11 protein-coding genes and 7 tRNA genes are annotated in these 11,953 nt (G+C 58.8%); 6 read left to right on the forward strand and 12 right to left on the reverse strand.

Annotated features, from left to right (window positions below; genetic code table 11):
- Positions 1-3: 3 nt before the first annotated feature.
- The 10 genes from QKB66_RS03225 to QKB66_RS03270 all read right to left on the reverse strand — a co-directional run bounded on the left by QKB66_RS03225 (position 4) and on the right by QKB66_RS03270 (position 4,376).
- Positions 4-1,290 (reverse strand): Dyp-type peroxidase, encoded by a 1,287-nt coding sequence (locus QKB66_RS03225; protein ID WP_248091893.1) that lies wholly within the window; start codon positions 1,288-1,290, stop codon positions 4-6.
- A 68-nt stretch (positions 1,291-1,358) separates the two neighbouring features.
- Positions 1,359-1,985: a copper chaperone PCu(A)C gene (locus tag QKB66_RS03230; protein WP_414252674.1), complete on the reverse strand. Its 627-nt coding sequence runs from the start codon at positions 1,983-1,985 to the stop codon at positions 1,359-1,361.
- 93 nt (positions 1,986-2,078) lie between these two features.
- On the reverse strand, positions 2,079-2,657 hold the full coding sequence (locus tag QKB66_RS03235; protein ID WP_248091891.1) for a copper resistance CopC family protein: 579 nt from the start codon (positions 2,655-2,657) through the stop codon (positions 2,079-2,081).
- Between the two features lie 296 nt (positions 2,658-2,953).
- On the reverse strand, positions 2,954-3,547 hold the full coding sequence (locus tag QKB66_RS03240; protein WP_248091889.1) for a Type 1 glutamine amidotransferase-like domain-containing protein: 594 nt from the start codon (positions 3,545-3,547) through the stop codon (positions 2,954-2,956).
- A 197-nt stretch (positions 3,548-3,744) separates the two neighbouring features.
- Positions 3,745-3,817: transfer RNA gene (locus tag QKB66_RS03245), tRNA-Gly, on the reverse strand.
- A gap of 40 nt (positions 3,818-3,857) precedes the next feature.
- Positions 3,858-3,929, reverse strand: a tRNA-Val gene (locus tag QKB66_RS03250).
- A gap of 27 nt (positions 3,930-3,956) precedes the next feature.
- Positions 3,957-4,027, reverse strand: a tRNA-Cys gene (locus tag QKB66_RS03255).
- 30 nt (positions 4,028-4,057) lie between these two features.
- Positions 4,058-4,133, reverse strand: a tRNA-Gly gene (locus tag QKB66_RS03260).
- 45 nt (positions 4,134-4,178) lie between these two features.
- Positions 4,179-4,250, reverse strand: a tRNA-Val gene (locus QKB66_RS03265).
- Positions 4,251-4,300: 50 nt separating this feature from the next.
- A tRNA-Gly gene (locus tag QKB66_RS03270) sits at positions 4,301-4,376 on the reverse strand.
- Positions 4,377-4,605: 229 nt separating this feature from the next.
- On the opposite strand from QKB66_RS03270, the gene QKB66_RS03275 reads away from it, so the two are divergent.
- The 4 genes from QKB66_RS03275 (at position 4,606) to msrB (ending at position 7,102) form a co-directional block, all read left to right on the forward strand.
- Positions 4,606-4,680 (forward strand) — tRNA-Val (locus QKB66_RS03275).
- Positions 4,681-4,772: 92 nt separating this feature from the next.
- Positions 4,773-5,450, forward strand: a complete 678-nt coding sequence (locus tag QKB66_RS03280; RefSeq protein WP_414252675.1) for a dihydrofolate reductase family protein — start codon at positions 4,773-4,775, stop codon at positions 5,448-5,450.
- 10 nt (positions 5,451-5,460) lie between these two features.
- The gene (locus QKB66_RS03285; RefSeq protein WP_246817721.1) at positions 5,461-6,678 is read left to right on the forward strand and encodes a glycosyltransferase family 87 protein; all 1,218 of its coding nucleotides are present in this window, start codon (positions 5,461-5,463) and stop codon (positions 6,676-6,678) included.
- Between the two features lie 10 nt (positions 6,679-6,688).
- The gene (gene msrB, locus QKB66_RS03290; protein ID WP_061922852.1) at positions 6,689-7,102 is read left to right on the forward strand and encodes a peptide-methionine (R)-S-oxide reductase MsrB; all 414 of its coding nucleotides are present in this window, start codon (positions 6,689-6,691) and stop codon (positions 7,100-7,102) included.
- 58 nt (positions 7,103-7,160) lie between these two features.
- Here the strand turns inward: msrB and hemQ are convergent, their stop codons facing one another.
- Positions 7,161-7,862, reverse strand: a complete 702-nt coding sequence (hemQ, locus tag QKB66_RS03295; protein WP_070433152.1) for a hydrogen peroxide-dependent heme synthase — start codon at positions 7,860-7,862, stop codon at positions 7,161-7,163.
- A gap of 164 nt (positions 7,863-8,026) precedes the next feature.
- Here hemQ and QKB66_RS03300 point away from each other — a divergent pair, with 164 nt between their 5' ends.
- Together QKB66_RS03300 and QKB66_RS03305 are read left to right on the forward strand one after the other, a co-directional pair.
- A complete protein-coding gene (locus QKB66_RS03300; RefSeq protein WP_414252676.1) occupies positions 8,027-8,701 on the forward strand; it encodes a DUF3000 domain-containing protein in 675 nt (224 codons plus the stop codon).
- A gap of 40 nt (positions 8,702-8,741) precedes the next feature.
- Entirely contained in the window at positions 8,742-9,989 is a 1,248-nt protein-coding gene (locus QKB66_RS03305) for an HRDC domain-containing protein (RefSeq protein WP_414252677.1), read from the forward strand.
- 3 nt (positions 9,990-9,992) lie between these two features.
- Here the strand turns inward: QKB66_RS03305 and dxs are convergent, their stop codons facing one another.
- Positions 9,993-11,897, reverse strand: a complete 1,905-nt coding sequence (gene dxs, locus QKB66_RS03310) for a 1-deoxy-D-xylulose-5-phosphate synthase (protein ID WP_070433150.1) — start codon at positions 11,895-11,897, stop codon at positions 9,993-9,995.
- Positions 11,898-11,953: the final 56 nt, after the last annotated feature.

The following is an 11,953-nucleotide window of genomic DNA, read 5'->3' on the forward strand; positions in this document are numbered from 1 at the left end:
CGCTTAACCCTCAAGAAGCGACTCGCCCCAGTAGGAGTTAGAGGTGGTACCGGCCGGTACAAAGTACATGGCTGAGCCGATGTGGGTAATCCACGTATTGAGCAAATCTTGCTCATCAAGGCGGGCTTGAATGGGCTCAAATTGCTTACTCGGATCCTTTTGATAACAGATGAAAATCTGCCCTGCATTAGACAGCTCACCTGGGTTTTCCGCGCTCGGTGGGAGGTTGTAGTTGAACGGCCGGCGCAGAATCTTCTGCTCCGGATGGTCCTTCGGCGGATGGGCGCGCGCCACGTGGGATGCCGGGTCAATTGCCTTCAATCCGAACTTATCGCGCGCGTTGAGGTCCACGGCATCGAATTCCTCGGTGCCGTGCATCGGCGCACCGGAGTCCAGCTTGCGGCCAGTGGAGTTTTCCCTGGAAGCGCGGTCAAGCTCTTCCCACGCGTCCAGATTCATGTGGATTCGGCGCACGACCATGGCGCTGCCGCCGGCGAATTTTCCTTTATCGATCCAGACCTGCTCCCGGAATTCCTCTGGAGTGTGCGGATTGACAGTGCCATCCTTTTGCCCGAAGAGATTGCGCGCGGTCTCCCCCTTCTTGGCGGCGCCGTTGGCATGACCAAAGCCCTGCTGCACCCACTTGGTGTCCACGTAGCTCGCACCCGCACGGGTCATGTGCCGCATCACGTGCGCCGCCGTTAGCGGATCATCGCTGCAAATCTGCAACACCACATCGCTTTGGCCCCATTCCGGGCGCAACTTATCGCGCTTGTACGCGCGCACATCCCGGAGCCACTCCGGCTTGGCGACGCCCGTCCGGGCAAAGAAGCCTTCTCCCCAACCGCAGGTCACGGTAAGGCTAGCCGGGGTTTGCGCCAGCTCCGGCTCCAGGCTACCCAAGGGGTTTTCTGCGGTGCACAGCCGGCGTGCGTCCTCAGTCCACAACCGCATCAGTGCCTTGGCGCCGCGCTTGGTGGTGGAATCTTTTAAGTCAAAACCCACGAGCGCCACGTGTGCCTGCGGCGGGGTCTCGATTCCGGCCTGATGCTCGCCATCGAATGCGACGATATTATCGCCCATGATCTCGGCTGCTTCATCCTGCGCTGGCTGCCCAGCAGCAGCTGCCGCACCAGACCCAGAGTCAGAATCGTCGCGAGAAGGTGAAGCGCAGCTGGCCACCGCCACCGCGCTGGCCGCGACGGCGCCGCCAACCAGCAGGCCGCGTCGACTCAAAAACTCCGTGGTCTCACGCTCGGAGGAAGATGCAGATTTTAAGGACTCATCCATGTTCTTTTCCCTACTACTCATTCCAATGCTGGCGCGTGAGTAATCCACCCGCGCGTCGGCTTTAGCCTTTAGTGGTGCGAGTGCTCGCCGTGCTCCATCGAACCGTGATCCATAGAGCCGTGCTCCATCGAACCATGGTCCATAGAGCCGTGATCCATGCCAGACATGTCGCCGTAGTTCTCATCGCCGGCGCCGATTTCGCGCACCGGCACCTCACCGGCCTCGACCTTGGAACCGTCCTCAAGCAAGAGGGTAACCTTGACCGTCTCGCCCGCCATGACTGGTTCCTTCACGCCCATCAGCATGAAGTGCTCGCCGCCTGGCTTGAGTTCTGCGGTGCCACCGGCCGGAATCTTCAGGCCGCCCTTCTTTTCCTGCATTACACCGTCAACAACCTCGTGCACCTGGTTCATCTCGGCGTCGATGGAGGAGCTAAAGCCAGTGACGGTGATGTCTTTGTCGGAATCATTATGAATGGTGCCGAAGATGGCAGTCATCTCCGCATCCTCAGCCATGGCGCGAACCACGCCGTCCTCGATGGTGACATCGCCTGTCTGCCTATCGGAGGCGCTTGCGCTTGCCGGAGTCGCGCTGGTTGCAGCTTCCTTTTCGGCACCGGAATCCTGCTCGCTGTTGGAGCAGCCAGCCAGCCAGAGTGCGCTGACGGCAACGGCAGAAACAACGATATTACGCATCTTCATCATTAGATGTCTTTCTTGTCCAAGCTTTAAGGCGCGAAGGCACTTCCTTTTATTTGTGCCTTGCCTGCGTCTTAAAAGGGGTGGGTTTTAAGAGTCCAGGTCATTTGCGCGGCGCATCTTTGCACCGGCCATGATGACCACGGCGACGATAGCCAGAACGCCGACGATGCCCAGCGCCCACAGTGCGGCAGGCGGCAGGCCCTCGGAGTTGGTTTCATCTTGTTTAGCAGCATCGTCATTCGCGTCATCGCCGTCTGCGGCATCGCCCGCTGCGCCGTCGGAAGAGCCGGCAACGCTAAACGGAACAGAACCACGGGTGGCATGCCCGTCCGAGGAGGTAATCTGGAAGCCCACCTGGTACTCGCCAGGTCCCGGCTTTACATCGTCCGGAACCTCGATGGTGAGCTCACGCTGTTCGATTTCGGGCTCGGCGTCGAAAAGCACCTCGCCCGTCTTAGTGTCGGTGACGGCGAAGGTGTTGAAGTCATCCCTGGGTACTGCAGAAAACTCCAGAGTGATCTCCTCCGGAAACTCCTGCAGCGGAGAATCACTGACCACATTGCCGCCGATCACGGAGTCGTGTGCCAGGGCTGCAGGCGCGGACATGGCAAGCATGGACGCGGCAGCACCGAGCGCAAACAAGCTGGTGGAGCGACGAAAGTGCATAGTTTTCTCCTCGAATTGCATGGCTTGCGAATGGGTAAATACATGCTATAACCGCACCCGAAACAATGGCCAATAACCTAAGCCTTGCTTAAAGCAAGTCAGGATATCAACCAACTGAACGAGCAGCGGTTGCCTTATTAGTCGCTGCCCCATTCAACCTAGTTCCCAGTATCATAGGAAATGTGTTAATGCACACCATTTTTGGTAAATGGTTAACGCCTCCATGCGGAAAGTGACGCACCCGCCAATCGACGCCACGCCTGGTGGGTATGGCCGCCTGTACGAGATAGGACCTTTTAAATCAATTCAACGCAATCATCATTAATCAGCAGTGCCTGCCCATCACGCAAAAGCACCAGGTTCCAGTCTTTTCCGTACTTTTGAACCGTTTCACTAATAACCGAAATTGTGTATGGGCCAGTAGTTCCCTGTGCGTGAGGAACTACAGCGTAGGGAGTAAGTGATAGAGCCGTACGATCTTGCAATTCGGGAACAGCACCTGGTTCATCCATAACGGAAATCGGTTCGACCGATGGCCCGGCAAGGACCGCACCCGCCGAGCTGCCGGCATATGGCAAACCGCCGCGAACCGCTTCAGAAAGCAGTTCGAAGGCACCAGACTTCTTTAACTCATACAGTACGCGGTAAGCATTACCGCTTGCGACGTAGACACAATCCGCCTTCTTTACTTGAGTCTCAAACTCTTCAAGCGTGGTATTCGCAACGGTCAGTGAAACAAAGTCGGATGCAATAGAAGCCACTTCTTCCCGCTCCTTCTGTGCAAACGGCACTTCTTCCATCCCGACAGCAGCGTCATCGATGTACAAGATTCTGCCGTGCAAGAATTCGCGCAGCTGCGGATGAAGGTAGGACGCAAGAAACAGTTTCATGGTGCCAGTATGCATGAGCGCTCCAAGCGACGCAGCAATAGGCTCTGCAGGAGCAGTATTCTTCGCCACTGGAATACAGCTCATCCGCATCAAGGTAATGCCAAAAGGGCTAAAGAGTCATAAGTGCTCTTGAAACTTTCAAAGTGCACGACAAAAACGCTCCTGACCGGAATCCCGAACAGGAGCGTTCTTATTTGAGCGGATGACGAGACTCGAACTCGCGACCCTCACCTTGGCAAGGTGATGCGCTACCAACTGCGCTACATCCGCATTCGAAAACCAGGCCCGGTTTTCTAGGCTTAAAGCCTTGTGCGCGATACTGGGATTGAACCAGTGACCTCTTCCGTGTCAGGGAAGCGCTCTCCCACTGAGCTAATCGCGCTCGACACGCCAAAGCGCGTCAAAGTTGAGGTGGAAACGGGAATCGAACCCGTGTGCACGGTTTTGCAGACCGTTGCCTCACCACTCGGCCATTCCACCGTGGCGATACCGCCTCACACACAAGTGTGCTGGAGCGGATGACGAGACTCGAACTCGCGACCCTCACCTTGGCAAGGTGATGCGCTACCAACTGCGCTACATCCGCATTTGAGATTCTTATCGAACCCCACTAGGCGCTTTAAGCACCTAGTGCGCGATACTGGGATTGAACCAGTGACCTCTTCCGTGTCAGGGAAGCGCTCTCCCACTGAGCTAATCGCGCCGATATTTTATTGTCAACACGCTAACCAGAATAGCTACCGATCAACGTCTTGGAGCGGATGACGAGACTCGAACTCGCGACCCTCACCTTGGCAAGGTGATGCGCTACCAACTGCGCTACATCCGCATTGCATCATACAAACTGTTGTGTGTAACAACCGTCTGCCGTGGTGCGAGTAGAAACATTATCGCGCACTTTCGAAGTTTCCAAATCCGCAGGATAATTAGCTGTTTTTACAGCGCTGTTTGATAGCGATTTTCACCGAGCGAATTACGTCGATGTCATTTTAGAATTCTCTTCAATAGACCGATTAGGAGTTGCCACCGCCCTAGGTGTAAATTCAACACCGCACCGCGGTCCTATAGCTCAGTGGGAGAGCGTTCCGTTCACACCGGAAAGGTCGCTGGTTCAATCCCAGCTAGGACCACCACTTTCTTAAAGCCGGCATCTTTTATTCAAGGATGCCGGCTTTGTTGTATCTCGTTGTAACTCCTCCGCTATTTCTCCACTAGGCTGGCCGGCATGAGCGAAAGCATTGATATATCCACGCTGGTCGGCCCTGACGAGCCGGGCATCCGCCTGATTGAGGTCTCTACCCTTTCTGGTTCGGCCACTATAGATGGCACCTCGGATGCCATGGGCAACGATAACGACGCCGCGTTGTTTGCAGCACTGCGCGAGTGGGCCGACGTTGCAGTAGTGGGTTCAGGCACGGTCAAGGCCGAGGATTATGAGGGCTCCTCCCCTGGCAAGGCACGCATTGCGGTGATGAGTAACTCGCTTGACTTGGACGTGGAGTCGAAGCTTTTTAATGTTGGCACTCCGCCCATCATTTTGACCCCAGACGAGAACCTGGGCACCACCGCGTCGAAGCGCTTGGAGGAAGCCGGCGCCACGTTGCTAGGCACTGGTGACGGCACGATCCCTTCCGTCGTGGAGGCACTTCGCGCGAAAGGCTGGTCCCGCATTAGCTGCGAGGGCGGCCCAGGCATCTATTCCCTTTTCATTGCCGCAGGCATGGTGGACAAGCTCTATTTGACCCTGGACCCGCATCTTTCGCCCACGGTTTCCCAGCCGCTGGTCCACGCGCCGGATGAGGCAACGGCTAATGCACAACCGTTGAGCCTGTCGCTTGAAAGCGTAGTCCCAGACGCTGACGGCACGGTGTTTCTGCGCTACGCCGTAGTAGGTGCCCCGTAAACTGCACATCGTGAAATCCCCGAGTCTCTCTCCAGCTGCTGACGCGTTGCCATTGGACACAAAGTCTTCGTATGGCTCGCGAAGCATCAAGGTTTTTAAAACCGCGGCTTGGCCGATTGCACTGTTGTTGGTGTTCCATCGCGTTGTCATCGTCGCGTTAAACGGCACCACCACCGACGACTTTACTACCGTGCATTCGGCCATGCGCCGCTTCCTGCAAGGCATTCCCGTCTACGAGCAGGACTACACGCATGTCGATCCGCTTTATCTCTACAATCCAGGCGCCACGCTTTTACTTTCGCCCTTAGGGTGGATGGATCTCACGGTGGCGCGCTGCGGCTTCATTGTGGTCAATGCATTGGCCATCATCGGCGCCCTCGCTGTCCTCATAAAACTCGTCGGACGCAACCTGCGCAGCCCGGAATTTCCGGCCTCCATTATCTTGGCTTTTGCCACTGAGTCAGTGACCAATACCCTTGCCTTCACCAACATCAACGGCATTCTCTTCTTGGCCATGGCGATATTCCTCTGGGGCATTTTGGACACGCGCCGCCGCAGCCACATCATCGCGGGGCTGGTGTTGGGCTTGGCCATTCTCATCAAACCCCAGTTTGGGCCGTTACTATTCCTTACGCTGGTGAAGAAACGGTGGCTAAGTGCCGCCTTAAGTATCGCGGTGCCGGTCATCTTCAACGCCGTCGCTTGGCCACTTACCCCGGGCGCCAGCGGCTACCTGGACAAGCTTGTGCCTTATCTCGGGCAAACGCGCGACTTCGCCAACAGCTCGTGGCCGGGCGTGCAGGCTTATTTTGGGCTTGGCGACGCCCCGTTCTACGCGGTCTGGCTCGCCGCCGCCGCGGCGTGCGCGTTTAGCATCCTGGGCCTACTCAAATGGCGCGACACGGAGCCGGTGTTCTGGGCTTTGACCACCTCAGGCGCAATTATGGCGGGAATCTTCTTCCTGTCCTCGTTGGGCCAGCAGTACTACTCCATGTGGCTTATCCCGCTGGTCTTTACCGTTTTTCTGCCGCGTTCGGTATTCCATACCGTCCCGGCGTGGTGCGTGGCATTTTTATTCCTCGCGCCAGTCAAGTGGACTTCGGTGCCCTGGCCCACCGCGGGATACTGGATGGCCGTGTTCAGCGCAACAATTGGCTGGGGCCTGCTGATTGTCTTGATCGCCGCATCGGTTGCCGGATGGTGGCGGCAGGACGAGACCAAGGTCTAGACTTCCCGGCATGACTGATTTCAAGCTCATTGCCGATACTGAATGGCGCAACCGGCTAAGCGCCGAGGAATACCGTGTGCTGCGTCAAGCTGGCACTGAGGCGCCTCACGTTGGTGAGTACACCAACACCACCACCGAGGGCGTGTACTCCTGCAAGGCCTGCGGAGCCGAACTTTTCCGCTCTACGGAAAAGTTCGAGTCCCACTGTGGCTGGCCTTCCTTCTTTTCCCCATTGGCTGGAGAGGCCGTCATCGAAAGAGTTGATACCTCACACGGCATGACCCGCACCGAGGTGTTGTGCGCCAACTGTGAGTCCCACTTGGGCCACGTATTTACTGGCGAGGGTTATAACACCCCGACGGATCAGCGCTACTGCATCAACTCGATCTGCCTCAACCTCGAGGAAAAACCCATCGAGGATTAGGCCGCGTTTGCCAAATACCTAAGTAGGTTGCTTTAGGCAGCAACCTAAGGCAGCCTTCTTAAGGCAGCACCGCGATGAGCTCGGCGACGTCCTTGACACGACGGCCGGTGTGGAAAGGAATCTCCTCGCGCACGTAGTGGCGGGCCTCGGTGTAGCGCATCAGGTACATCAGGTCGACGATGCGGTGTAGCTCTGGAGCCTCGAAGGCGAGGATCCACTCGTAGTCGCCGAGCGCGAAGGATGGCACGGTGTTCGCACGCACGTCTGGGTAGTCGCGGGCCTGCATGCCGTGCTCCATCAGGATGCGGCGGCGCTTTTCCTCATCCATGGTGTACCAGTCGTAGGAACGCACGAACGGGTAGACCGCAATCCAATCCCCTGGTTCCTCACCCATGATGAAGGAAGGCAGGTGGGATTTGTTGAACTCTGCCGGACGGTGCAGGGCGTTGCCTACCCAGGTCACCTCGGAGACCTGGCCGAGAACGGTCTCGCGGCGGAAGTCCGCAAATGCCTTCTGGATATCCGCAAACTGCTCGGCGTGCCACCAGATCATGAAATCGGCAGAATCGCGCATGCCCGAAAGATCATAGATTCCGCGGACGGTTACCTTCCCTGCAGCTTCGAGAGCCTTGAAGAACTCCTGCGCCTGGGTCACGATGTCCTCCCGCTCGGTTCCCAGGGCACCCGGAATGACCTTGAACACCGCGTGTTGGGAATACTGCTGTACTGCGTTGAGCTCCTGGAAGTTAACCTTCGCCATATTGGACCGTCTCCTTGAAAAGCGGATTCATGTTGAAATACCTATCCATCATAAGTTGGATAGGCGGCCATTTCCATTTCCCCTGCCACCACCCTGCCCCATTTGTCGGGCAGCTCACCGAGTTCCGGCGCGCCTTCGCCCTATTCCGAGCCGAAAACTATAGCTTGAACCTCGTGAGCAATTCCGACGCAACTTCGAGCACCCCGGCAGGCGCCGCAACGAGCCTGCACGAGCACGCCGCAGCCAAGGCCACTTCCGTACCGGAAGAGGCAACGACGCCCACCGTCTTCAACGCCGCTGTCGATTCCATGCACGCGGCACAGCTGCGCCCCGAAATCACTTTGGGCACCATTCGCCCGCCGCAGCGCCTGGCGCCGTATAGCCACGCTGTTGGCCTGGAAATTGGCGACCCTGCGGAAGGCACCGACGTGGTTCCAACGGACGCCGAGGGCGATGCCTTCGGCCGCCTTATCCTCCTGCACGATCCCGGCGCCGAAGAGGCATGGGAAGGCGCCATGCGTTTGGTGGCCTATATCCAGGCAGATATGGACGATGCGGTCGCGGGTGACCCGCTGCTTCCCGACGTCGCTTGGCAGTGGCTCAACGAGGCCATGGAGGCCAACGGCGCAACGCACACCAACTTGGGTGGCACGGTTACCTCGACCGCCTCTGTCCGTTACGGCGAGATCGGCGGCCCGCCGCGCGCCTACCAACTGGAGATGCGCGCCTCCTGGACTGCTGCGGATCTGAACCTAACCCCGCACGTTGAGGCCTTTGCCCAGGTTCTCGCGAACGTCGCCGGCCTGCCTCCGGAGGGCGTTATAGAGCTCGGACGTTAACTACGGCTCCGTGTCACACCAGACTTGTAGGCTGGCTACTATGACTGAATTGCGGACCAGACCGGCGGAAGGCACTCCAGAGGTTTTGCGCACCGCGGCGGAGTTTAAAGCCGCGGCTAGTGCGCTGGCAGCTGGCGAGGGCCCTTTCGCTATCGATACTGAGCGTGCGTCCTCGTATCGATATGATGACCGCGCATTTTTGGTTCAGGTGCGCCGCAAAGGCGCCGGAACCTTCCTCTTTGCACCGGAGGGTAAACGCAAACAGCTCACGGCAGCGCTTGCGCCGGTGCTTAATGATTCCGCGTGGGTAGTCCACGCCGCGCCCTCAGATTTGCCGTGCCTGGCCTGGTTGGGGCTATATCCAGGCACTCTTTTTGATACTGAACTCGCCGCCCGCATGGCAGGGTTTGAGCATGCGAATTTAGGCTCCATGGTTGCAGAGCTTTTCGACGTCGAGCTAGAAAAAGGCTACGGCGATGCTGACTGGTCTGAGCCGAACTTGAGCCTGGACTTGCGTGCCTATGCAGCCCTCGACGTCGAGTTGCTCTTAGAGCTCGCGGAGGCCTTGCGCGATATCTTGGCTGAGCAAGACAAACTCGACTGGGCCTATGAAGAATTCGCGGCAATCGTGGCCGAGCATGCCGGCATCAAGGAGCCGGCGCCACGTACCTGGCGCGGGCTCAAGGGGCTCAAGGCCCTTCACAAGTCGGAACAGCTCATCGTGGCGAAGCTGCTGTGGACCAAGCGGGAGAAGATTGCCCGTGAGACTGACACCGCACCAAACCGCGTCTTGCCGCACCGCGTGCTCGTGGACATCGCACGCCAGCTGCCCGATTCTCCCCGCGATTTTGCCCGCATCAAGGGCGTGCCGCGCAAGCGCCACGGGGCGGGCCTGCAGTGGCTGGCGGTAGTCCAACAGGCGCGCGAGATAGATCGGCGCGAGTGGCCGAGCAAGAAGCGGGAGCCTTCCCGCGTTCCTTCCAAGACGGTGTGGAACAAGGACCACCCGCATCTGTGGCGAGTGTTCCAGGACCTGCGCACCGATTGCGAAGAGCTCGGTGAGGAATTGGGCATGCCGTGGGAAATCATCATCAAGCCCGCCACGTTGCGTGCGGTGGTGTGGGCCGCTGGCTGCCCGCCGCAGGCACGACGCGAGGGTTCCGTGGGCGGACTCGTCACAGACGAAAGCGATATCGCGCCTTTCCTACGGGATGAAGGAGCCAGAGAATGGCAAATCGAGCTCCTTCAACCGATTCTGGAAGAAGGGCTCGATTATTCCGGCAGCTAGGCCCTAGCCTTCGGTGATGGTACCCAGCCAGTCCTCGACGGCTGCGGCGATTTCCTCCGGGGTGAGGCTGTTTTCCTCCAGCACTTCGCCGCGGCTTGCGTGGCGTGGGAAGTAGTTGGCCACGCCCATGCGGCGCAGCGGCGTATCCACCTCAGCGGCATTCAGCGCCTCTGCGATCATGGAGCCGATGCCGCCACGGATGATGCCGTCCTCGACGGTGACCACGAGGTCGTGGTCTGCCGCGAGGCCAACCAGGGACTGCGGTACCGGAACCACCCAGCGCGGGTCGGCGACGGTGACGTTGTAGCCGCGCTCTTCGAGCAGCTTCGCGGCGTTGCGGGAACGGGTGCTCATCGCGCCGATGGCAACGAGCAGGATGTCTGGGACATCGGAGGCAGCTTCCTCAGCATCGTTGTAGTAGATGATGTCCACACCGTCGGAAAGCTGGTCCACTGCTTCGATGTCATCAAGCAGGTTGCCCTTGGGGAAACGCACGACGGTTGGTCCGTCGTTGACCTCGAGGGCCTCGTTGAACAGCTCGCGCAGGCGGGCGCCGTCGCGAGGAGCGGCGATGCGCATGCCTGGGACGATGCTCATCAGGGCCATGTCCCACACACCGTTGTGGGAAGGGCCGTCGGAGCCGGTGACGCCAGCGCGGTCCAAGACAATGGTCACCGGCAGCTTCAGCAGCGCGATGTCCATGATGACCTGGTCCACGGCACGGTTCAGGAAGGTCGAGTAGATGGCAACCACCGGGTGCATGCCGGCTAGCGCCAAGCCAGAGGCAGAAGCCATCGCGTGCTGCTCTGCGATGCCGACGTCGAAGAAGCGCTCTGGGAAGCGCTCCTCAAAAGGCGCCAGGCCGGTAGGACCTGCCATGGCAGCGGTAATCGCCACGATGTCCTCACGGTTTTCTGCCGCCTTAATGAGTTCCTCGGAAAAAGCTGCGGTCCAACCCGGCTGCTTCTGGCCCTTTGCCACGCCGGTGACTGGGTCGATGGCACCGGTGGAGTGCATCTGATCCTTCGGCTCGTTGACGGCTGGGGCAAAGCCGTGGCCCTTTTCCGTTACGGTGTGGACGATGATTGGGCCGTCGTAGTCGCGGGCGTAGGAAAGCGCGCGCACCACGGCGTCGATGTCGTGGCCATTAATGGGGCCAACATACTTAATGCCAAGCTCTGGGAACATCTCGGTAGGCATGACGGTGGACTTCACGCCGTCCTTGATGGCATGCAGCGCATCGAAGGTGCGCTCGCCGACCCAGCCCATGGACTTCAGGCGCTTTTTGCCCTGTTCCATGATCTCGTCGTAGCCATGCTGGGCACGGATACGGCCCAGGTTCTCGGATAGACCGCCGATGGTCGGCGAATAGGAACGGCCGTTGTCGTTGACGATGATGACGGCGTTGCGTTCTTTATCGGCTGAGATGTTGTTGAGCGCTTCCCAGCACATGCCGCCGGTCAACGCGCCATCGCCCACGACGGCCACGGCGTTGCGGTGGTTCTCGCCCTTGATCTTGAAGGCCTTGGACAAGCCATCGACGGTAGAAAGCGCGGCAGAAGCGTGGGAGGACTCGGTCCAGTCATGCTCAGACTCGCCGCGGTCGGTGTAGCCGGAAAGGCCGTCCTTCTGGCGCAGAGTATCGAACTGATCGGTGCGCCCCGTTAACATCTTGTGCACGTAGGACTGGTGGGAGGTATCGAAAACGATGGCATCCCGCGGGGAGTCAAACACGCGGTGGATGGCCACGGTCAGCTCCACGACGCCCAGGTTTGGCCCCAGGTGGCCGCCGGTGACGGAGACCTTCTCAATCAGACGTTGACGAATTTCATCAGCCAACTGGCGCAGTTGTGCTGGGGAGAGAGCCTTCAAATCGCGAGGCGACGCAATGGTATCCAGAATGGTCATGGAGCGGCCTTCTTCTCCTTCTTGTCAGTTCTTTTTCTTTTCTACCGTACCCGTTC

It is taken from the genome of Corynebacterium sp. c25Ua_89 (genome assembly GCF_047459735.1).
In the GTDB taxonomy this organism is placed as follows: domain Bacteria; phylum Actinomycetota; class Actinomycetes; order Mycobacteriales; family Mycobacteriaceae; genus Corynebacterium; species Corynebacterium simulans.